This window comes from Litoribacillus peritrichatus (assembly GCF_039537985.1).
Taxonomy (GTDB): Bacteria; Pseudomonadota; Gammaproteobacteria; order Pseudomonadales; family Litoribrevibacteraceae; genus Litoribacillus; species Litoribacillus peritrichatus.
The window spans coordinates 226,769-248,714 of sequence record NZ_BAABBN010000012.1 but is presented as its reverse complement, the minus strand read 5'-3'; the positions used below and the strand labels follow the sequence as shown (position 1 = coordinate 248,714).

General features: G+C 44.8%; 21 protein-coding genes. 16 read left to right on the top strand and 5 right to left on the bottom strand.

Annotated features, from left to right (window positions below; all coding sequences use genetic code 11):
• The first annotated feature begins 190 nt into the window (after positions 1-190).
• From ABD744_RS17595 to ABD744_RS17580, 4 genes are all read left to right on the top strand, one after another.
• Entirely contained in the window at positions 191-1,027 is an 837-nt protein-coding gene (locus ABD744_RS17595; RefSeq protein ID WP_344799868.1) for an HDOD domain-containing protein, read from the top strand.
• 88 nt (positions 1,028-1,115) lie between these two features.
• Positions 1,116-1,370 (top strand): DUF2164 domain-containing protein, encoded by a 255-nt coding sequence (locus tag ABD744_RS17590; RefSeq protein WP_344799867.1) that lies wholly within the window; start codon positions 1,116-1,118, stop codon positions 1,368-1,370.
• Positions 1,371-1,405: 35 nt separating this feature from the next.
• Positions 1,406-1,768: a VOC family protein gene (locus tag ABD744_RS17585; RefSeq protein ID WP_344799866.1), complete on the top strand. Its 363-nt coding sequence runs from the start codon at positions 1,406-1,408 to the stop codon at positions 1,766-1,768.
• Positions 1,769-1,779: 11 nt separating this feature from the next.
• The gene (locus ABD744_RS17580; RefSeq protein WP_344799865.1) at positions 1,780-2,583 is read left to right on the top strand and encodes an adenosylcobinamide-GDP ribazoletransferase; all 804 of its coding nucleotides are present in this window, start codon (positions 1,780-1,782) and stop codon (positions 2,581-2,583) included.
• Positions 2,584-2,664: 81 nt separating this feature from the next.
• Here the strand turns inward: ABD744_RS17580 and ABD744_RS17575 are convergent, their stop codons facing one another.
• Together ABD744_RS17575 and ABD744_RS17570 are read right to left on the bottom strand one after the other, a co-directional pair.
• Positions 2,665-3,147, bottom strand: a complete 483-nt coding sequence (locus tag ABD744_RS17575) for a YajQ family cyclic di-GMP-binding protein (protein ID WP_344799864.1) — start codon at positions 3,145-3,147, stop codon at positions 2,665-2,667.
• A 196-nt stretch (positions 3,148-3,343) separates the two neighbouring features.
• Positions 3,344-3,886 carry a carboxymuconolactone decarboxylase family protein gene (locus ABD744_RS17570; protein WP_344799863.1) on the bottom strand — a complete coding sequence of 181 codons (543 nt, stop codon included), beginning with the start codon at positions 3,884-3,886 and terminating at the stop codon, positions 3,344-3,346.
• Positions 3,887-3,957: 71 nt separating this feature from the next.
• On the opposite strand from ABD744_RS17570, the gene ABD744_RS17565 reads away from it, so the two are divergent.
• Together ABD744_RS17565 and ABD744_RS17560 are read left to right on the top strand one after the other, a co-directional pair.
• On the top strand, positions 3,958-4,866 hold the full coding sequence (locus tag ABD744_RS17565) for an AraC family transcriptional regulator (protein ID WP_344799862.1): 909 nt from the start codon (positions 3,958-3,960) through the stop codon (positions 4,864-4,866).
• A gap of 89 nt (positions 4,867-4,955) precedes the next feature.
• On the top strand, positions 4,956-5,846 hold the full coding sequence (locus ABD744_RS17560; RefSeq protein WP_344799861.1) for a hypothetical protein: 891 nt from the start codon (positions 4,956-4,958) through the stop codon (positions 5,844-5,846).
• Positions 5,847-5,869: 23 nt separating this feature from the next.
• Here the strand turns inward: ABD744_RS17560 and ABD744_RS17555 are convergent, their stop codons facing one another.
• Positions 5,870-9,307, bottom strand: a complete 3,438-nt coding sequence (locus ABD744_RS17555; RefSeq protein WP_344799860.1) for a methylmalonyl-CoA mutase family protein — start codon at positions 9,305-9,307, stop codon at positions 5,870-5,872.
• Between the two features lie 210 nt (positions 9,308-9,517).
• Between ABD744_RS17555 and ABD744_RS17550 the strand changes: the two genes are divergently transcribed.
• Positions 9,518-10,255: a substrate-binding periplasmic protein gene (locus ABD744_RS17550; protein ID WP_344799859.1), complete on the top strand. Its 738-nt coding sequence runs from the start codon at positions 9,518-9,520 to the stop codon at positions 10,253-10,255.
• A 173-nt stretch (positions 10,256-10,428) separates the two neighbouring features.
• Positions 10,429-11,628: an NnrS family protein gene (locus ABD744_RS17545; protein ID WP_344799858.1), complete on the top strand. Its 1,200-nt coding sequence runs from the start codon at positions 10,429-10,431 to the stop codon at positions 11,626-11,628.
• A gap of 77 nt (positions 11,629-11,705) precedes the next feature.
• On the opposite strand, the gene ABD744_RS17540 is transcribed toward ABD744_RS17545, so the two are convergent.
• Positions 11,706-13,448, bottom strand: a complete 1,743-nt coding sequence (locus ABD744_RS17540; protein ID WP_344799857.1) for a bifunctional protein-serine/threonine kinase/phosphatase — start codon at positions 13,446-13,448, stop codon at positions 11,706-11,708.
• Between the two features lie 230 nt (positions 13,449-13,678).
• Between ABD744_RS17540 and ABD744_RS17535 the strand changes: the two genes are divergently transcribed.
• From ABD744_RS17535 to ABD744_RS17525, 4 genes are all read left to right on the top strand, one after another.
• Complete coding sequence (locus ABD744_RS17535) at positions 13,679-14,872, top strand: alpha/beta fold hydrolase (protein ID WP_344799856.1); 1,194 nt, start codon at positions 13,679-13,681, stop codon at positions 14,870-14,872.
• A 37-nt stretch (positions 14,873-14,909) separates the two neighbouring features.
• Positions 14,910-15,104: a cysteine-rich CWC family protein gene (locus ABD744_RS23190; RefSeq protein ID WP_425562195.1), complete on the top strand. Its 195-nt coding sequence runs from the start codon at positions 14,910-14,912 to the stop codon at positions 15,102-15,104.
• A gap of 275 nt (positions 15,105-15,379) precedes the next feature.
• Positions 15,380-15,664, top strand: a complete 285-nt coding sequence (locus ABD744_RS17530; RefSeq protein ID WP_344799855.1) for a hypothetical protein — start codon at positions 15,380-15,382, stop codon at positions 15,662-15,664.
• Between the two features lie 52 nt (positions 15,665-15,716).
• Positions 15,717-16,430 carry an SGNH/GDSL hydrolase family protein gene (locus ABD744_RS17525; RefSeq protein ID WP_344799854.1) on the top strand — a complete coding sequence of 238 codons (714 nt, stop codon included), beginning with the start codon at positions 15,717-15,719 and terminating at the stop codon, positions 16,428-16,430.
• Here the strand turns inward: ABD744_RS17525 and ABD744_RS17520 are convergent.
• A complete protein-coding gene (locus ABD744_RS17520) occupies positions 16,405-16,680 on the bottom strand; it encodes a peptidylprolyl isomerase (RefSeq protein ID WP_344799853.1) in 276 nt (91 codons plus the stop codon). The genes ABD744_RS17525 and ABD744_RS17520 overlap by 26 nt on opposite strands.
• A 144-nt stretch (positions 16,681-16,824) precedes the next feature.
• Between ABD744_RS17520 and ABD744_RS17515 the strand changes: the two genes are divergently transcribed.
• The 4 genes from ABD744_RS17515 (at position 16,825) to ABD744_RS17500 (ending at position 21,914) form a co-directional block, all read left to right on the top strand.
• Positions 16,825-18,153, top strand: a complete 1,329-nt coding sequence (locus ABD744_RS17515; protein WP_344799852.1) for an ATP-binding protein — start codon at positions 16,825-16,827, stop codon at positions 18,151-18,153.
• A 94-nt stretch (positions 18,154-18,247) separates the two neighbouring features.
• A complete protein-coding gene (locus ABD744_RS17510) occupies positions 18,248-18,802 on the top strand; it encodes a response regulator transcription factor (RefSeq protein ID WP_344799851.1) in 555 nt (184 codons plus the stop codon).
• Positions 18,803-18,845: 43 nt separating this feature from the next.
• Positions 18,846-19,700, top strand: coding sequence for a TonB family protein (locus ABD744_RS17505; protein ID WP_344799850.1), 855 nt, complete (start codon positions 18,846-18,848; stop codon positions 19,698-19,700).
• Between the two features lie 96 nt (positions 19,701-19,796).
• A complete protein-coding gene (locus ABD744_RS17500; RefSeq protein ID WP_344799849.1) occupies positions 19,797-21,914 on the top strand; it encodes a TonB-dependent copper receptor in 2,118 nt (705 codons plus the stop codon).
• The last annotated feature ends 32 nt before the right edge of the window (positions 21,915-21,946 follow it).

Sequence of the window (21,946 nt, the reverse complement as noted above, 5' to 3'; positions counted from 1 at the left end):
CCCCCTTTTTTAGGTGACCCAAGGGGGGAGTTTTAAACAAGGGATTTTTATGCGATGGCAGATAGTATCTAATTTGGTGATATTGACTACTATTGTTATTAAACGCTGCCCTGATTTCAGTGGCTGAGTATCGCTTGAGTCGGCTCCGGTCTGGGAGCTGGAAACCCTTTAGTAAGAAAGGTGCTGCTTAATGGCTTTAGATCCTGTGTCTGAATTGTTTGATGATGCGGTTAATCAACTAAAAGGGATCGTCTTTCCAGTTAAACCCCGTTTACTCTCCAACATAAGCTCTGTTTATCCAGACACTGAGGCAATGAGTGAGTTGCTTATGGCAGACCCGGCTCTTTGTTTAAGTGTCTTAAAGGCCAACTCCTTTCAGAAAAGCTCGGAATTATCACAAACCTCCATTCAGGAAGCCATTGATGAACTGGGAGGGGAACGCTTGATGATTATGATTAAAGCAGTGATGTTCATCATGGCGAAGCACGGGGATTTTCATCAATGGGACTTTGAAGATTTCTGGGAAACCAGTAAACAAGTGGCCGACATTACCACTGAACTGGCGCGTCAATTAAATATCCCCTTGGTGGATGAAGCGCAATGCGTGGGCATTCTTCATAACGCAGGTATGCCATTCTTATGGCAAAAACATCCCAATTACTTTGATCAGATTAAAGAGTTGGATGGAAAGTCACTGATTGCCCGCGAAGATGAACTGTTCAAATGTGATCACGCGACTATTGGTTTCTATATCGCTAAAGGCTTAAACCTTGATCACTCTGTCTGTGAAGTCATTCGGCTGCATCATTTTAGTGAGGACATACTTTGTAAATCTCAGGTGGCAGATGATAAAACCCAAACTTTACTCGCTTTACTCAAAATTGCAGAGAACATTGCGGAAGAGCAGTTTCAGCTGGTGCACAGTTCTGATCAAACTGAGTGGGATCGAATGAAAGGGTGCGTGTTTGAAATTTTAGGAATCAGTGAGCTGGATTATGAAGATTTGGCCGGGATGTTTCAGAATTAACTGAACGTTTTTTCTGTGTTTATATCTTGTATTCTATTTGTGAAGCAGAGTAGTGTGCTTCGCAAATAGAATACAAAGGATGAGCAGTATGTCGAAAATTGAATTCTCCAAGGATGAAAAAGCAATTATCGTAAGAAAGTTACAGATGTATTTTAATGAGGAACTGGATCAGGATCTTGGTCAGTTCGATGCAGAATTTTTATTGGATTTCTTTTCTGAAGAAGTGGGGGCCTATTACTATAATAGAGGCTTGTACGATGCGCGTTCTGTGTTGGAGGATAAACTGGAAACCATTACAGAGGCAATTTACGAAATTGAAAAGCCCGCTTCTTTTGTTAAGTAATGTTGAACGTTAAATATACGCAAGGGATTGAACAGATGAATCACCATGAAAAAATAAACTACGTCGAGTTTCCTGCCAAAGATATTGAGGCCACTAAGGCATTTTTTACCAAAGTATTTGATTGGTCTTTTACGGACTACGGCCCCGAGTACACTGCTTTTTCGAATGAGGGCTTAGATGGCGGCTTTTATAAGTCGACATTAAATGCATCTGTTGCCAGAGGCAGTGCTTTGGTTGTTTTTTACAGTGGTGACCTGGAAAAAACGTTGGCCAAAGTTGAGTCTGCGGACGGAAAGATCGTTAAACCGGTGTTTACATTCCCGGGAGGGCGAAGATTTCATTTTACAGACCCAAGCAATAATGAATTCGCTGTTTGGTCCGATGTTGGAATGGTTTAATCGTGCAAAAAATGAAGAACTCTGTCATGCACTTTCAGGCTTTTTTAACGGCACTGCAATTTTTGACTGTGTTTCCGGTACGATTTAAATCGTACCCAAATGAGACAGTTGTGGGTTTGTCGTTGATTTATTATCCCTTGGTGGGGGCGATAATTGGTGGTGTATTATTTACTGTTTCATATTTCTTTCAAGGTATGGCATCTCCAGTTCTGGCTGCATTCTTATTAATCGTATGGGTAGTTTGTTCAGGGGCTCTTCATTTAGACGGCTTTGCCGATTCTGTAGATGCATTCATGGCGGGCCACAGCTTACATTCTGAGGGATCACCTGAAGAACAAAAGAATCTTAAAAAAGAGCGGATTCTTAGCATCATGAAGGACCCTACCTCCGGTCCAGTGGCCGTTGTAGCCTTGGTGCTTCTTCTGTTATTAAAGTTTGCTTTGTTACATTCACTCATTGAGTACGGGCTTTGGTATGTCTTGGTTTTATCGCCTTTGATTGGTCGTGCTTTTTTGCCTGTTGTGTTGTTGACGACACCTTATGTCAGGGAAAACGGGTCTGGTAGCTGGTTGGTGGATTATGCTCCGAAAGATATTGTTTGGCCTGGCTTGGCGGTATTAACCATCGGTTTAATTGCTCTGTTTGGTGCCTGGCTATTTGTAACTCTGATATGCTGCTTATTCGTATTTTTGGGTGTTCGTATGTATTTGATGGCAAGAATCGGTGGAACGACCGGAGATACCGCTGGCGGAATTCTTGAAGTTATTGAGCTTATGTTTATGTTGTTTGGGGTGATGTTAATCCAGGCGATGTAGTTTGTTTCTTGAATGTCCTTGAAATATAACAGAAAGGTAATAGCCCCGGATTGTTCCTTCGGGGCTATTAATGCAGCTCTTCTAGTCTCTGAAGTTGTTGAATTGCAGAGGCATGCCGATATCACCTTCTCGAAGAAGGCTCATTGCTTGTTGTAAGTCATCTCGTTTTTTGCCGGTGATACGAACCTTCTCACCTTGAATGGCCGCTTGGACTTTCATCTTACTGTCTTTGATCAGCTTAACTACTTTCCGGGTATGCTCCGACTCAAGGCCAGTGCGAACAATGATGTCTTGCTTTACTTGTTTTCCGGCACCAACAAGATCTTTGATTTCTAAAGAACCTGTATCAACGCCTCGCTTGACCATCTTCCCGCGAAGAATGTCTTCCATTTGGTTGAGTTGGAACTCAACGTCGGCCGTCATTGTGATGACGGTGTCTTTCACTTCAAATTTGGCTTCCACGCCCCGGAAATCAAATCGGGTTGTCAGTTCGCGATTTGCCTGATCGACCGCGTTAGTTAATTCATGCATGTCAATTTCAGACACAACGTCAAACGAAGGCATAGCTTGCTCCAATATAGGCTGTACAGAGAATGTTAACAGGGTCAGATGTCCCATAAAATTGGTTGGAAGTTTACTATAAATTATTGCTTTTGTGAGAGTGTTTTCAAGGACGGGGACTTTCTTGCGGCGCAGATACGTGGTTAATGCTGTTAGAGGTGTTGTTTTCACCTCTAACAGACAGGGGTTTGTAAACAGTTTAACCAATCATTTTGATCAGCTCGGGGTTAACTTCGGGCTTGGTTACATGATTGGTGTAATTGGAAAGGGTTTTGATAGCAACAACGACCATCAACTCGAAGTACTGTTGTTTAGTAAAGCCAGCCTCAAAGAAGGTGTTGAGCAGGTCTTCTGAAACCCAGCCTTTATTCTCCAGAATGGCGGTTACAGTTTTAACCAATACTCTGTCCTGAAGGTCTTCAATGTCTGTGCCGTTTAATATGGCCGAGACGGTTTGTTCATTCGAACCGTAGTTTTTACTCATGGCATGGTGCGCTGTGGAGCAGAAATCGCATTCATTTTTTTTGCTGATGGCAAGCAGTGCCACTTGAAGCTGACCCGCAGGTATCGAACTTTCTGATAAAAGCTCATTCAATTGCAGGTACGCTTTTAATGCGATGGGCGCTTCGGCCATATACCCGAATAAGTTAGGAACGAAACCGTATCCTTTTTGTACCTGCTCAAGAATTTCTTTGGATTCACCGGTCGCAGTGGTTAAGTCGTGAAAAGTAAAGTCGGTCATTTTTTTATTCCTGTTCGCGTGAGAGTTGGGTTCTTTAGGAATAAATATAGTTTGATAAAGACGTATGATGAATGTCTAATTGTATGCTTTTGTTGATGCAGAGTCCGAATATGGATGCTTTTTCTGAGTTGATTCGTGTATTTAGGCTAAAGGTCACTATTTATCATAATGCCAAAGTCTGCGGTGATTGGTTAATCAGAGAGCACAGTCAAAGTAATACTTGCTTTCATATGGCAACCTTGGGGGCGTGCGAACTGGAAGTACCTGGGCATTTGTCTTGTATTTTGAATGCCGGCGATTTGGTTATTTTTCCTCGCGAACTACCTCATAAAATGGTTCCGGTTGGTCAACAGGTCGGCCCTCAGCAACACAAAAAATACAGCGCTCCTGGCTCTGGCGTCGGCATGTTGTGTGGTCAAGTGATGTTTGAACATTCGGGCAGTCAGAAGCTTTTGGGTGTTTTACCTCCAGTGTTTGTTGTTTCTAATTCCTCCCAAACTCCTTGGTTAAAGCACTTGTTGGATCTGATTCTTGAAGAAAGTTTTCATCCGACGTCCGCTTCAGATGAAATAGTGGATCGGTTGTCAGAGTTATTATTTACCTATGCGCTGCGGGATTATTTTATTCACAACCCTCAAGAGCCCGGAATTCTGGCCTTATATGGGCATCCAAAACTTTCGAAAGTGATTCAGGCCATACATCAACAGCCTAATTACCCCTGGACTCTTGAAGCCTTGGCAAGCTCTGCGAATCAGTCCCGGTCGACTTTTGCGGAGACATTCAAGAGAGCCTGTGGTTGGACCGCCATGCAATACGTCACATGGTGGCGGATGCAGTTAGCGTGGTCAAAGTTACGTTCTGGGGAAAGCGTCGCAGAGGTTTCAGAAGCGGTAGGTTACAATTCAGAGGCGTCCTTTTCCCGGGCGTTTAGTAAAGAATTTTCAGTGAGTGCCGGAAAGGTTCGAAGACATCAGGATTAAGAAGTACCGATGTCTGCTGAGCATAAGGACTAACATAAGGGCTAAAGGGTGTCTAGAATTAGTAAATCTGACCGGAGCGTGTTGTTACGATGCAGTATCTTATTTTAGTGGTTGTTTTTCTATACAGCTCGATGGCTTTCCCTAATGAGGACGGCTCTATTACACCGGTTCGGGTTTGTCAGGTCGAGAAAGCCAAGTATTTATTTCGCATTGATTTAGCGAATCTGATTTTAGCGAAAACAGCTCCGGTATACGGTGATGCGCGTGTGACGCCATTTCGCAAAGAAACATCCACCGTCAGTCAGGATCGCTGTGTGGTACTTCTAAAGCAGCAGCAAGTGGATTTATTGTATTTACCGCCCAAAGATAATTTGCTGGAAAGCTTTGACTATATTCCATTTGATATTCATGCCGGTATGTTGGGTTATCGGGTTTTTATTATTCGTGAGAATGATCAGAGACGATTTGATCAGGTTGAAAGTCTGGACGATCTAAGGCGGTTTGTGGGTGGGTTTGGTAGTCAATGGGGGGATTTCAAAGTCTTTGGTCTGAATGATTTGCCTGTGATCGGTGCCGCCAATACCTCAGTGCTACTTAATATGCTGAACCATGAACGTTTTGATTATTTTCATCGGGGGCTGCATGAGGCTTGGGCCGAAGTTGAAGCAAATAATAGCAAGCTTCCTAATCTGAGCGTTGAAACCGGCCTCACTTTGAGGTATCCGTTTCAGGTCTACTATTGGTTTAACCCGAGCAATACCGAGCTTAAACAGCGGTTTGAAACCGGATTGTTACTGGTATTACAAGACGGCAGTTATCACGCACTCTTTAAGGAGTACTTCCAGAAAACAGTGAAACGGGCTCGTCTTGCTGAACGTAAAACCATTAATATTAAATACCCGCTGCCTCAAAAGTCGGATAATTGGGTGACGGAAGTCAATCACACCCCGTTTTGGGTAGAACCCCGCTGGCTTGACTAGGCTTTACTCTGGATTAACCGGGTTCACATATTCCTTCGATATTCGCCTCCCACCTGATACAAAGCCTGAGTGATTTCACCAAGCGTGCAGTGTTTGACTGTTTCCATCAGACACTCAAAGGTGTTCTCTCTACTTCTGGCTACGGCTTTTAATTGATTTAGCCGAGAGGCAGATTGTGTTTTATGCCGGTTCTTGAATTTGTTTAATTCGGATACTTGTTGCTGTTTCTCCGTTTCACTGGAACGCATTAACTCAATGGTGTCTGTCGTGTTTGTCTCGTCTTTTGATTGAAAGGTATTTACGCCAACAAGAGGCAAAGAGCCTTCGTGTTTTTTGTGCTCATAAAGCATGGATTCGTCCTGAATCTTGGATCGCTGATACATGGTATCTATCGCGCCCAGCACACCACCCCGGTCGGATATGGATTTAAACTCTTGATAAACCGCCTCTTCTACAAGGTCCGTTAACTGGGTAATGAAAAAGGAGCCTTGCCAGGGATTTTCACAATAATTTAAGCCAAGTTCTTTGTTGATGATAAGTTGAATGGCAACCGCTCTTCGAACAGAAGATTCCGTGGGGGTGGTGATGGCCTCATCAAATGCATTGGTATGTAAGCTGTTGCAATTATCGACTAAAGCATACAGCGCCTGCAGCGTTGTTCGTATGTCGTTGAATTGTATTTCTTGTGCGTGCAATGATCGACCGGAGGTCTGAATGTGGTATTTCAGTTTTTGTGCGCTGTCACTTGCGTCATATCGCTCTTTCATGGCTTTGGCCCAGATGCGTCGAGCGACTCGGCCTATGACGGTGTATTCCGGGTCCATACCGTTGCTGAAAAAGAAACTCAGGTTCGGCGCAAACTCATCAATGTGCATGCCCCTCGCTAAATAATATTCTACGATGGTGAATCCGTTTGCGAGCGTGAACGCTAATTGAGTAATGGGGTTCGCTCCGGCTTCAGCGATGTGGTAACCCGAGATTGAAACGCTATAAAAGTTTTTTATTTGATGATCGACAAAAAATTGCTCGATGTCGCCCATCATGTGCATGGCAAACTCAGTGGAAAAGATGCAAGTGTTCTGTGCTTGATCCTCTTTTAGAATGTCGGCTTGAACGGTGCCACGCAATTGCTTCAGGGTTTTGACTTTAATCTCATTGTAAACTTCAGTCGCCAGCAATTGATCGCCAGTGATTCCAAGAAGCTTTAACCCTAGGCCGTTATTGCTGGCGGGAATATCTCCTTGGTATGTCGGTTGGGGGGCTTCTTTGAAAATGGCTTTTATTTTGTTTTCCATTTCAGGCCACAAGCCTTGGTCTGAAATGTACTTCTCGACTTGCTGATCTATGGCGGCGACCATAAAGAAAGCGAGGATGATGGGGGCCGGGCCGTTAATGGTCATGGAGACAGACGTTGTGGGCAGGCAGAGATCAAACCCTGAATACAGTTTTTTCATGTCGTCTAAGGTGGCAATGGAAACCCCCGAGTTTCCTACTTTGCCGTATATGTCGGGTTGTTCATCCGGATCATTGCCGTAAAGAGTTACGGAGTCGAAGGCGGTTGAAAGCCGGGCAGCGGGTTGGCCTTGAGCAATATAATGAAAGCGCTTGTTTGTTCTTTCCGGCGTGCCTTCGCCTGCAAACATGCGCGTTGGATCTTCCCCTGAACGGCGATAAGGATAAACTCCGGCTGTAAACGGGTAGTAGCCCGGTAAATTTTCTTTGCTGATGAAGGTCAGAATTTCCCCCCAATCTCGATAGTTGGGTGCAGCAACTTTGGGGATGGGGTTGCCTGCCAGTGAGGTATGGTAATTTTCGCCAACGATGGACTTTCCTCTGACTTGGTAACTGTATTCCGGGTTGATTACGCTTTGTTGTGTCTTTGGCCAATGCTGAATGGTACTTTTTTCTTCAAGACTTAAGCATGCAATAGCCTCCTGATAACCACTCCTCAACTTAATGATGGCTGGCTCGATTGAGTCGTCTTTCACTTGTGATGCCGAGTAGGGAACGAGTGGGTGAGGTAATTCGGGGTCTTCCAGCAGCTTGAGACTGCCATAATACTGCTGAGCCAAGTGGGCCGCTTTTGCTTTTTGATTAATGGATGCGTTAATGGCAGCACCTTGGTCTGCGATTTCAGCTAAGTACCTTATTTTTTCTGAGGGAATTAAAGCATTGCCTTTTGGCAATTGCTGTAGGGGTTTTGAACCCAGAGCCCAAGTGTTGTTATTGTTGGAGTTTTCAATAGGCACTTGGTTTGCAAGTAGCTCTACAATATTAGCAAATAACCAGTTAATGCCTGGGTCGTTGAACTGGCTGGCAATGGTTGGAAATACGGGAAGAGCTTCATCGGGAACAGAAAATTCGTTGTGGTTTCGCCGGTATTGTTTGCGCACATCTCTTAAGGCGTCTTGTGCGCCTTTTTTCTCGAATTTATTAATGACAATGACGTCGGCGAAATCGAGCATGTCTATTTTTTCAAGTTGACTGGCTGCACCATAATCACTGGTCATGACGTAAGCGGAAACATCCACTAAATCAATGATGGCGGAGTCGCTTTGGCCAATTCCTGCAGTTTCGACGATCACTAAGTCATACTTTTGTGCTTTCAGAAAAGAGATTGCATCATTCAGTACTTCGTTCGTGGCTAAGTTCTGCCGGCGGGTAGCCATTGAGCGCATAAAGATATTGTTGCTTCGTAGGCTGTTCATTCGGATTCGGTCGCCCAGAAGTGCTCCACCGGTTCGTCGTCGGCTTGGGTCGACGGCGAGCATGGCCACTTTTTTGTTGGGAAACGTCTCACTTATCCGGTTTAACAGTTCGTCGGTCAGAGAGGACTTACCTGCGCCGCCAGTGCCTGTGATGCCTAATACCGGGGATTGTGATTGTGTGTGCCATTCCTTTCTTAACTGAGTTAGCTCTTGTTCAGTAAAGTGGTTGTTTTCCAGCTGGCTAAGGGTTCGGCTGATGTTGAGGTCCGGCGCTATGTTAATGAGTTCAATGGCGGTTTGATTGTTTCGGGTTCGCTGGATGACATCTTCGATCATATCAATCAGCCCCATTTTCAGGCCATCCTGAGGGTGATAGATACGTTCAATGCCATATTCATGAAGGGTCTGGATTTCTTCCGGGGTGATGGTTCCGCCTCCGCCACCAAAAATTCGGATGTGATTGGCACCGCTTTCTTTCAGCTTATCGTAAAGATATTTGAAAAACTCAATATGCCCGCCTTGGTAAGAACTGATGGCGATGGCATCGGCATCCTCTTGCAGTGCTGCTTTTACGATATCCTCAACACTTCGGTTGTGGCCTAAATGTATGACTTCCACACCCTGAGCCTGAATGAGGCGCCTCATGATATTGATGGCTGCGTCATGACCGTCAAACAGTGATGCTGCGGTAATGAATCGAAGTGGCCTGAGTTCTGCGTTTTTGTTTTTGTTTTTGTTGGATGTCCCTGTCATGGTTTGCCTCATTGTTTATCCATAAATTTGTGGCTTTTTATTCAGTATGGGTAGGGTTTTGAGGTTCTGCCAATCCAACTATTTGCTTATCAAGTCCGGATGGGACATGAAATAGAGGCATTGGTGTGCATTTTTATAAGAATTTGTCATTAGTTTGAATGTATTGTCTATATTGATAAGGGTGGATTTTTCGAATAAAAAGGAGGAAAAATGTCACGCTTTATCATGCTTATGGCGCTTGCGCTGGTTACTAATTTGAGTTTTGCTGAAAAAATTACGTTGGCGAATGGTGAATGGGCTCCGTACCTTTCTAAAGGGTTGAAACACAATGGGTATATTTCCCATATCGTGACAGAGGCTTTTGCCGAAGAAGGCATTGAAGTTGAATATGTGTTCCTTCCTTGGAAGCGAGGCTTTGAAGATGCCAAGTCCGGTAAATTCGAGGGGACATTGATTTGGGGGTACAACGAAGAGCGTGCGAAAGATTTCATGTATTCGGATGTGGTTGCTCAGTTGGGTACGTCTCTTTTTCATCTTAAAGACAAGCCGTTAACGTGGGATAAGGCCGAAGACCTGGCGAAATACAAAATGGGCGGCGTGATTGGTTATGCTTATGGCATTGAAGAGCTTGAAAAGCAGGGCGTTTTGAAGGTTGAGCGCATTGGTAAAGACGTAGGTAATTATAAAAAACTTGCGGCAGGCCGCTTAGATATTGTTTTGGAAGATACCGAAGTGGGTCATGAAACTCTGAACAAGCTGAACCTGGCAGATAAAATCACAGCAGACCCGAAAACGCTTAAATCCCGAAATTATTCGGTGATTTTTTCTAAAAAGTCGCCCAATGCTCAGCGTTTGTTAGAGGCGTTTAATCGGGGCCTGAAAAAACTTCAGGATGATGGTCGTTATCAAAAATATCTGGACGCTTCTCGTCGGGGTGAATACAAGTAAGTTTCAGTTATTAGAATTTTTGTTGTTTGGATAGAAAGGGCTTTTTTTAAGGCCCTTTTTTATTATCAAGAGTTTTTTGATCTGGCTCAGAGAGTGACAAAGTGAATGCGGTGATAATGCGAACTATTCTACTCTTCGCTGTACTTATTGATGATTGACCTCGGATATCGCCTATGAATGATTCTGTTTCTGCAAGCCCTAAATTGCCTGCCCCAATTTTGAGGTTGGCATTCAGACCTATGTTCTTTTTAGGCACCTTGTTTTCAACGTTGTTGATGGCTTGGTGGGTATTCTTTTGGTTGTTCCCATTTAATTGGCAACCCTACGGTGGACCTATTTGGTGGCATAGCCATGAAATGTTGTTTGGTTTTGGCAGTGCCATTGTTGGTGGTTTTTTGCTGACGGCCGTTCAAAACTGGACGGGCGTACCTGGCATCAAAGGGCCTTTATTGGCGGTTTTGGCAGGTTCTTGGTTGTTAGGGCGAGGATTGATCGCATTTGGGGCGTCTTTACCGGCTGTGTTGGTTTTGATCGGAGATGTGCTTTATCTAGTGATGGTCGCAGCGGCGATGGCATATCCTGTGATTAAAGCCAAGATGTGGCGAAACCTTATGTTCGTACCCATGCTTTTAATGTTGGCGTTGTTAAATGTGGCGAGTCACGTCGGCATTGTAAGAGGGGATCTGGGTTTATCGATGTCGGCCATTCATGGTGCTGTATTTGTAATTACTCTGATGATTGTGATTATTGGCGGGCGGGTGGTTCCGTTTTTCACTGCAAATGGGTTGGGCGTTCCTAGAGTAGAGGCGATTCGTTGGGTTGATGCCGTTTCGATCATTTCGTTGTTGATTCTGCTGGTTTCAGCGTTTGTTGGGTTTTCTACGCTGAATGCAGTGTTTTTAGCGTTTGTGAGTTTAGTTGCTGCATTGGCGAATGGTTATCGGTTCTGGCGTTGGCAGTTCTGGTTGTGTGGCAAAGTGCCTTTGTTGTGGTCGTTACACTTTGCTTACGCGTTTGTGCCTTTTGGCTTTTTAACGTTGTTTCTGTATTTCATCAATGTGGTTCCTACGTTGAGTATTGCCTTGCACGCATTAACGGTAGGCGCGATCGGAGGCATGATCTTATCTATGATCTCAAGGGTCAGTTTAGGGCACATGGGCCGACCTTTAAAACCTGTGAAAATTATGAGCCTGGCATTCGGTTTGATTCTGGTGTCTGCCATTGCCCGAGTTGTCATTCCATGGTTGTTCCCGTCTTTTACGAACGTCGGCATTGCCTTGGCGGGTGTGTTTTGGGTTTTGGCCTATGGTATTTTTTGTGTGGTGTATGGCGCGGATTTCTGGAAGCCTAGACCCGATGGACGACCTGGGTGAGAAATGAGAACGCGATGTAAAATGGTGTGAAAAATCGTTTTTCACACAATCTTACTGTTTGTTCACCTTTTAAGCGTTTATCGAAAGTACAATGAAATGCAAAGGGCTGTGAATAGCATGCCCGAAATGATCTGCCACATAAGCACCGGATTACGATCGGCTAAGACGGAATCGTTTACTTTTTTGTATTTTGGATTAGGGTGCTGCAGTTCATACAAGAATTCTGAAATGTCTTGATGGCGTCGCTCAGGCTCGTATCTGAGTGCTTTACGAATGGCACCGTCCGCCCAGAATGGCACTAATGGGTTCACTTCAAAACTAGGGATGTACTTCAGTCGCAGATAAGCGCCCTTACTTCGGCAGTGGTTCAGTTTTCCTTCAAAAGGCTCTTTACCTGTCATCATTTCATACAAGATAACACCCAGTGAAAAGACTTCTGAACGGATGGAGCTTTTAAAGGACAAGACGGTTTCAGGTGCAGAGTAGCCTGCTGTACCAAGAATGCCGTCCTGCTCGATTGGCGATGAAATTTCGGCAACACCTTTGGCATAGCAGGAACCAAAGTCTATGATCTTGGCTTCACCGTTTCGATCCAGCATGATGTTGCCAGGCTTGAGATCCTGATGAAGCGTTTCTTTACGATGAAATGCCCGAACGCCTTTTATAATCTGTTCAAAAATGTAGAGCACTTCCTGAATGGGGGGCTTGGGGTGTTCGTTAATCCACTGTTCCAAGGTAATGCCGTCTACGTATTCGGTCAGGTAATACAGGCAGGACTTTCGCCGATGAGTTTCAATCACTTTGATGACGTGAGAGTTTTGAATCCGGCTGCCGATCCAGCTCTCCATGATGAATCTTTCTATGTAGGCCGGATCGTCTTCGTAATTAACAGAAGGTGTTTTCATGCAGTACCGGTTGCCGGTTTCGGTGTCTGTCACCAGGTACAGTTGGCTGCGATTACTTGCATGTAATTCTTTTTCAATTTTGTAACCGTCTAAAGTCAGCCCTTCTTTCAAGTAAGGAGGGAAGGGGAGCTCCGTCAATTTTTGTGTTACGTCATTGACGTTTTGCTTCGGCAGTTTGTCCACTCTGAGAATTTGACAGCTTAAGTTGTCGCCGCTGTCATTTGATAAAGCCTGGTCGATCAGGAGTTGGCAGAGGTCTTCGAAGTCAGTTAATTCTGGCTCGGATGCTTTTAGTAAGACTTCTTTGATTTTTTTGTCAGGAAGAAAATCGTGAATGCCATCGGTACTTAAAAAGAAGATATCGTCTTGCTCAACGTCCAGGGAGCGGCAGTCCACATCGAGATTGATGTCCAGGCCCATGGCTCTGGCCAGGTAGGATTGTTTGTCGCTGATGTAGGTGGTGTGGTCTCGGGTCAGCTGTTCCAGATCTTGCCCCCTCAACCGGTATATGCGGCTGTCTCCGACATGAAATACCGTTGCGGTGTGGGACTTGAATACGATGCAACTGAAGGTACTGACGTAACCTTTCCCGGCATCAATAAAGTGCCGCCCCTGACCATATAGCCAGCGATTGAGAGCAGTCAAAACTTTGGTGGTGGATTTTTTGACAGACCAGGTGTCTGGCGTGGAGTAGTAATCGTAGAGAAAATTATGCACACAGGTTTCACTGGCTTCTTTGCCGGCTTCCGCTGCGCTGACACCGTCGGCGATGACGGCGACCGCACCTTTGCTACTGAGGAGTGTTCCTTCAGGAATTCTAATGCCGATGGCATCTTCATTTTCAGGTTTTTTACCCGCGATGGACTTTTGACCCACGGTAAAACGAGATTCGCTGTGAAGGTGCCATTCACTCATATTGTACGTCCGTATGTTCTGTTTAAGCCTATGAAACAATAACCTTTTCTCGATGAATAAGGAATCTCAGGCACAGAAAAAATCGTTGAGTCTTTAAGAGTACTGCTATTGAGTGATGTATTGGGTTTGGAACCACGACTCAAATCAGCTTGCAGCTTGGCGTGCAAAAAAATGACCTCGAAGTCAAAAACCTCTAAACTGCGGTCAATCTGGATGTTTAGGGAATCGTAATGCAACAAACAGCTCGCCGAATTATAAATAACAACTTTAAAAAGAGCCTGAAAACGGGAATGCAAAAGCAGACTGAAGTGGTCAGTCTGGTTAGAAAAACCACAGAAAACGCCAAACAGCGATTTTTTAAAGCCGGGTCATTAGTGCAGGCAGAAAAAACCAAGTTTGATGTCGTTCATCAGAAAGACATTGTCACGCTGCGTTACTACCCGCCATTGGAAGAAGATTCCATTGTGGTAGCCGATGGAAAGGGCGGTTTTAATACCCTTGTTGTTGAGAAAGAAACCCATGCAGTGCCTTTGGTTCTCGTCGCGCCTTTGGCAGTAAATATGTACATCTATGATCTGTTTGCGGATCGTAGTTTGGTTAAGTATCTCCGGGCCAGGGGCTTCGAGCTTTATCTTGTGGACTGGGGAAGACCGGGTTGGCGTCAGAACCACTTCTCGTTTGAAACCTATATCACTGAGTTATTGCCTGAAATGATTTCCAAAGTGAGAGAGCACTGCGGCAAAACCAAGTTGTCTCTTCATGGTTGGAGTCTGGGGGGCTTGTTCAGTGCTTGTTATGCGTCCATGGACAAAGATATAGAAAATGTTGCCCTGATTGGTGCGCCCTGTGATTATCATGCCAATGGTGAATTAGGCGTGCATTATCAGCGAATCTCTAAAAACTTACGTTGGTTAGAAAAGCGTACTGGCTGGCGGGTGCATAACACGCCTCAGCGCTGGTGGCGTTCACCGGGTTGGGCCAACTCAGTTGCTTTCAAACTGACTAACCCTGTTGGCAGCATTCAGGGGTATCTGGATTTATTGCGTAACCTTCATGACGAAGAGTATGTGATTTCTCATGCCACTAATGGTGCTTTTTTGGATGACATGGTGGCTTACCCTGGCGCTATCATGCAGGACGTAGTTCAATTCTTATTGACGGATAATGTTTTGGCCAAAGGTGAGTTGCCATTCCGGAATTCAAGAGGCCAGTTTTCGGATGTGACAGCCAATCTCTTTATGGTCTGCGGTAAGCAAGACCCGGTCGTAACCCCAGATTGTGGCGCGAAACTGTTAGAGTTGGTGTCCAGTAAGGAAACGCGTCTTGAATTGGTACCGGGTGGACACATGGGAATTCTGTCCGGAAGTAAATCACCGGCAGAAATTTGGCCTATGGTTGCGGATTGGTTAGTTGAACGATCCTAAGGTTTGTCCTTTGTGTGGAGGCTCGAATGCTTGCTCAATGGCAGGGGCTGAGCCGCCCAGAACATGCGCTGGCAATTCTGATGGTTGTTGGTGCACACAAATGGAATTTCCTGAAAACTATCAGCGCTTTTTAACGAAAGAGCAGCAAAATACTGCGTGTATTTGTCAGCATTGTATCGAGCGAATTGCTAGGGAGCCTCTGATTAAGTCTCTTAAAACTCTGGCTTATTAGGGCAATTCAAGTTCGAGGCGCAATTTTGCAGGTTTAACGGGTTCCATCAAAAAGTTGCAACAATGAAATTGAATTGCTCTAAACGCCCTGAAAGGCACGGCTTGTAAGTTTTTACTGCTTCGTTGAAGTTTTAGTTAAGGGAATAACCATTAACGTCTAACTTCGCCTTGCATTAAAGCCTTACAAGCGCGTGCAGAGATCAATAGACTTGTTCAGAGGCTCCCTGAAAATATAAATCCTGAATAGAGGTTTTGTATTTTTGATGATGATTTATAATGCGCAAAAAATTAATTTGGGTTGTAAAAATGAATGCAGTAACGATTGCAATTGGGTTGGCGTGTTGGTTGATCGCGCTTATTTTTGGTTATCGCAGTGTTAAGTGTCAAGACACGGATGGCCGTTTGAAAATGATGCGAGCGACACTCGGCGATAAGAAAGGGATGATTTGTTTTCGTTTTACTTACGTCGCAATGCCCATTTTTATCGGAGTCATGGTTGTGACGGCAGGCGTTGAAGGCTATACCATTCTTGAATTTTTACAGGGCGCTAATCAACACTGAGCCGAAACGACCGGTTTAGTTTCTTAAGAGTTTAAAGCAAGGGACTGGTTTGATGATGTTTAATACGCTTTCTACGCTTTTGTTGATTCCGGTCTTGCTTCCACAGGGCATTTGGGTTCGTATGACAACTCCCAGGCTACCTGAAGCAGAAGGGCCTAGATTTGGCTCCATCGGTTCCGGCCCTGCGATTAAGGTGCTCATCCTTGGGGATTCGGCAGCCGCTGGTGTTGGCGTGGAAAGCCAGTCCCAGGCGCTGTCTGGCCAGCTGGTTGCTCGATTAGCGAAGCGTTATACCGTTAACTGGCGCCTGGAAGCGAATACGGGGGATAAAACTCAGGATGTCTTATCCCGTCTGGCAACCATGGATGCAGAGACGTTTGATGTTGTGATCACATCCATCGGGGTCAATGATGTTACCAGCAGCGTCCAGCCTCAGGAATGGAAGAAACAGCAATCTGCGCTTGTTCGTACCCTTCGAACTAAATTTTCAGCAAGTCGTATTTTGATGACAGTCGTGCCGCCGATGAATGCGTTTCCCGCATTACCACAGCCGTTGCGGTGGTGTTTAGGGCATCGGGCTTATGAATTGAATGTGCAACTGGCAACACTCGTTAAAGAACATTCGTGGTGTGAGCTGGTTGAACCCGGCTTTGAGCTGGATTCGGCATTAATGGCCTCAGACGGTTTTCATCCGGGGCCAGAGCTTTATAAACAATGGGCAGAAACCTTGGCCCGCTGTATTACTGGCGATAAATCGTTTGGATAAGATGGAACCCAAACTGGGTTTTAACCGGCCCATGCACTTCCAGTACTGCTTTTTTGAACACGACATTATCAAATGCTTTGACCATTTGACCGGGCTTGAACTCACCAAGATCCCCACCTTTCTTTGCGGAAGGGCACTGTGAGTACTTTTTGGCTAATTTTCCAAAGTCTTCTCCCTTTGCAATTCGTTTTTTAAGCTTATCCGCTTCGTCTCTGGTTTTAACGAGTATGTGTCTGGCACATGCGATCATTGATTTACCTCAAATGTTTGGCTTTTCGCTATTATAACCATTTTTGCTGAAAGTGAGATAAACACTCGTCTTTCGTCCTGTCTTCACCTAAGGTGCGACAATTTGTCACAGTGACTATTTTTTTGTCTGCGGGATAATGCGGTTATGTCTGAAATTGTGTTAGAAAAATTAAACCAGAATAAAAACCTGAAGTTACTGTTCTGGTTGAGAAATATTGCCATTCTAGGGCAGTTATTATCAGTGCTGTTTGTCCACTTCGGATTAGATATTAGCTTACCAATTGAACCTATGTTGGTGAGCATTGCTGTGTTGGTTTTGGTGAATGTATTCACTGGCTTTCGATTGAAGCAGCAACAGGATCAACTCAATATTTCTAACCATGAAGTGTTCGTGCAATTGCTTATAGATGTGGCTGCGTTGGCGGTTCTGATTTACTTCAGTGGCGGTGCATCAAACCCGTTTATAGGGTTTTTTATATTGCAGGTGGTCATCGCGGCAATTTTGCTAACGCCTAAACAGACGTGGGCCATTGTTGCTGTGACGGGGTTAGCGTATCTCCTGTTGTCGTATTTTAATTATGAGGTGCAGGGGCTTTCGAACCATTCGATGTCCGCCAATATGCATCATGGGATGCATGGTGATATGGCCGGTGCTAATAATGACGACATTTTTAATATGCACTTGCATGGGATGTTGCTGGGGTATTTGATAACCGCCATTTTAGTGGCTTTATTTGTGGTGCAGATGTCTAAAAACCTCCGTGAGCGGGATCAGGAACTCTACAGAATACAGCAGCAAGCCTATTCGGAAGCTGAAATCTTAAAATTAGGGATGTTAGCCGCTGGTGCCGCACATGAGTTAGGTACGCCTTTAAATGCTATTCAACTTATCTCGGACGAATTAAAAGAATCTCTTATAGATCAGGATCAATTTAAGCCCACTTTGAATTTGTTAGAAAGACAAGTAAATCGATGCAGTCAGTCCCTGAACGATTTGATGACCGTGGTAAGGCAGCCAAGAGCGATGAGTGCCACAGAGCAATCCGTAAATCGCTTTGTCAATGAAGTGGCTGATAACTGGTGTCACCTTAATCCGAGTATGGTGTTAGAAAAAGAACTCACAGCGACAGACGATACCGAAATTATCACTGACAAGTTATTGGCACAGGCGATTATTAATTTACTCGACAATGCCGCCCGGGTTTCTTCTCATTTTATTCGGATCATAACGAGACAAGAAAACAACTCGGTTGATGTCATCATTGAAGATACTGGTTCAGGCATGCCGGAGCATTTAAAGAAGATGTTAGAAAACAATATGCCGATCACTGACCAAAACGGCAATGTACGGCTGGGACTGTTTTTAGTAAAAACTTTGGTACAGCGAATTGGTGGCGCTTTGATTTTTAATAAGTCAGAGGTGGGTGCCTCTCAGGTAATTTTAAGGCTGCCGACTGTACCTTATAAAACTTAGTACCTTAAAAACATTGTATCTTAAAGAACTTTGTCCCTTAAAAAATTTACCTTCAAAACTTTGAACAGTAAGCAAAGTTTAAACGGAAAAATACATGACACAAAGCGATATAGACAGTGATCAACCAGTAGTATTGGTGGTTGACGATGATTTGGATTTTTCAGAAGTATTGGCAATGTCTTTTCGCCGAAAAGGCTACCTACCTGTGGTGGCTAATAATGCAGAAGAGGCCAAAGCGAAAATGCAAGATAAACAGTTTGATTATGCAACGCTTGATTTAAGGATGCCTGGGCCTTCTGGCTTGACGTTGATTCAAGAGTTGATTGAGCACAGCCCAGGAATCCGCATTGTGGTGCTGACGGGATATGCCGGTATTAATACGGCTATTGAAGCCATTAAATTGGGGGCGGCGCATTACTTGGCGAAACCGGCTTCCATTGATGAAATCATTCAGGCCATGACGACTTATCAGCCGAACCCGGATGAACCTATTAACGAAACACCAAACACCATTGGCATGCATGAATGGGAGTGCATTCAGCAAGCGTTAAAAGATAACGATTTTAACATTTCCGCAACCGCTCGACAGTTGGATATGCACCGACGAACGCTGCAAAGAAAACTTCAGAAAAAGCATTATCGCGATTAATTCGGATGAGTGTCGTGGATAAGTGATTTCAAAGGGGTGAGGCATGGACGTGTTTAGAAAACATATTTTTATTTGGGGAATATTGATTTTTTCTGCGTTGCTTCATGCCGCTTTTATAGTTGTCACGCCTTATACCCACCAAGAAAAGATAACCGAAGTGCCAGACCAATTCACTATCCGGGCCACATTGAAACTTAGATCACCAGAACCGGATAATCTGATCGTGAATGACTTAGCTGAAGTGGTACAGGCCAAACCTGTGGAGCCACAGCCTGTAAAACCTGAGCCTGTAAAGGTAAAGCCTGAAAAGAAAAAGAAGCTACCGCAAAAGAAAGTAGTTAAGCAAAAGGTGAAAAAAGCGCCAGCGCCTGATCCGATTAAGAAGGAAGCGAAGCCAATAGAAGAAGTGGTTAAGAAGGTTGAAGAAACTCCTTTAATTCAGGAAGACGTCTCAGACCAAGAGATAATAGATCAAGAAGTTTTAGAAAAAGAAGCATTAGCGTTAGAAGAATTAAACAGAAAACGTTTGGAAGAAGAGCGTTTGAAAAAAGAGCAGGCGATACAGTTGGCTGCGGCTCACGAGGCGGCTGCCGCTCAAGCATTAATGGAGCAGAGGGCGAGAACTCAGGCTTCTTATGTTGCTTTGCTGAAAGAGCGCATCTCTGATAACAAACGTTATCCAAGAATTGCAGAAAAGCGTCGTTTGGAAGGTGCAGTAGAGTTGCATTTTGAAATTGATAAGCAAGGAGTTGCGTCTGCTCTAGATATTCAAACCGGGCATAGGTTATTCCAGCAGTCTGCGAAAGTTGCAGTGCTGAATGCTTTGCCTTTTCCTCCTCCAGAGGGAATTGAGGTCCCAATTAAAGTTGATTTAACTTTAACGTACCGAATTAAGTAGCAAGACAACTTAGATTGTCGGTCGCCCAAAGTATTAGGAGGGATGACCACTACCAAATTATTGAAAACATAAGTTAGTACATAAAGGGGAAGTATTATGTCTTATAAATTGGAAGCATCTAAGTTGATGAGCTTCATTTCCAACCGGATGGTTGTGCGTCGTCCGTTTCTGTTTGCGGTGCCTATGTTGGCTGCCTCTGTTGTGGCTCAGGCGGATCACAGCATGGCCATTGATGTTATCGGTGAAGCTCAGGAAGTGGCGACAGAAACCACATTGTCCACTGAGCAATCGGCCATTACCCGGCCAATGAATGACTCGGGGGAACTATTACGATCAATTAATGGTATGACTGCAACCCGACGCGGAGGGCATGGTTTTGAACCTATCATTCGTGGTCAGCAACAAAGCCAGTTAAATATTCTTTCCGATGGTGGCTACATCGTCAGTGCTTGCCCAGGAAGAATGGACCCGGCTACCAGCTACATCGGGATGGAAACCTTCGACAAAGTGACGGTAATCAAGGGCAATCGATCCGTGATTTATGGTTCAGGGGGTTCAGGTGGAACGATCTTATTTGAACGTCAGCGCCCTGAATTCGAAGACGGTAAGCCCTATCAGGGAACCGTAACGCTTGGGCATACTGATAATTCAGAGGCAACCAGTGGTTCGGTGGATTTATCCGCAGGCTCAGATCGAGGCTTTGTACGAGTTTACGCAGAGAAAACCGACTCAGGCAATTATGATGATGGCGACGGAAATACAGTGTCTTCTGCTTACGAGTCATTGACGCAAGGTGTAATGCTCGGTTTTGATGTGACGGATATCGACTATATTCAGCTGGGTTATGAGCAAAGCCGTCAGGATGATATCCATTATGCTGGGAATGGAATGGATTCACCTTACGCGGATGCCGATAATGTACGTGGTAAATGGGTTCATGAAGCTCCCATCGGTGTTATTGATGCATTCGAATTAAACTTTTATCGCACAGACGTTGAACACTTAATGGATAACTATTCAGTCAGAGACCGGGTAGGGATGATGGGGCAAATGAAATCGCCTGCATCGTCCGAAAGCTGGGGGGGACGTTTCTTGGCTAAAACCTATGGTGAAGCCAGTGAGCTTCGATATGGTGTGGACTACCGAGCCAGTGATCAGGAAGTTACCCGATACATGGATATGATGGGCAACGGCTTTACTGCATCCTCTATTTTGTGGCCTGACGTTGAATTAAGAAATACTGGGTTGTTCGCTGAGTTTGATTATCAGTTGAACGCGCAAGACATGTTACGGGCTGGTGTTCGTGTGGATCACTGGACTGCGGAAGCAACTTCTGCGGATGATACATATGGCATGATGCCTCCGAAGAGCCCGAATGGCCTGTATGAAACCTACTATGGCTCTGAAGCGGACAAACGTTCTGAAAATGAACTTGGCTTTGTGTTTGGTTGGGACCGAGACATGGCCAATAACATGACCTTCTCAGCCAATTTAAGCCGCACTGCCCGAATTCCGGATGCAAATGAACTCTACATCGCTTCGGACAAAGAAATGAGGATGATGGGGATGACTCGTCAGGACGACTGGGTGGGTAATCCTGACCTGGACGCAGAGATTCATCATCAATTGGACTTGTCGCTCCAGCAAGCTGCTAAATCTTACAGCTGGTCTGCAACTGCATTCTATGATTATGTAGAGGACTATATTGAGCGTTATCAGGCAGGCACCGGAAACGACTCCGTTCTTAAATACCGCAATGTGACCGCGACCTTGGCAGGCTTTGAACTGGAAGGGCAATACGCTTTTACTGAACGAGTTATTACTCGCGCAACCTTGGCTTACACTCGCGGTATGAATACGGACGATGATACGGATCTTGCTCAGATAGCGCCTTTAGAAGCCCACTTTTATGCTGATTACAAAACGCAGCAGTGGGGCACAGGGCTGGAGTGGGTTGTGGCGAAAGGCCAGGACCGAGTGGATGATGACAGCGGTTTTGATGCAGGTGAAAGCAACGGCTTTGGTGTCTTGCACTTGAAGGCATTTTATCAGGTTGCAGAGCCGGTCAAAATTGAAGCCGGTGTAGAAAACGTATTTGATAAAACCTATGCTTATCATGTGAACTCGGCCAATGCTGATCCGTTCAACCCGTTAGCCGTCAGAGTAAATGAACCAGGAAGACAGCTTTGGGTGAAAGGTGTTTATAAGTTCTAGCGTTGTCTGAACTGAAATACCTTGCTTGAAAA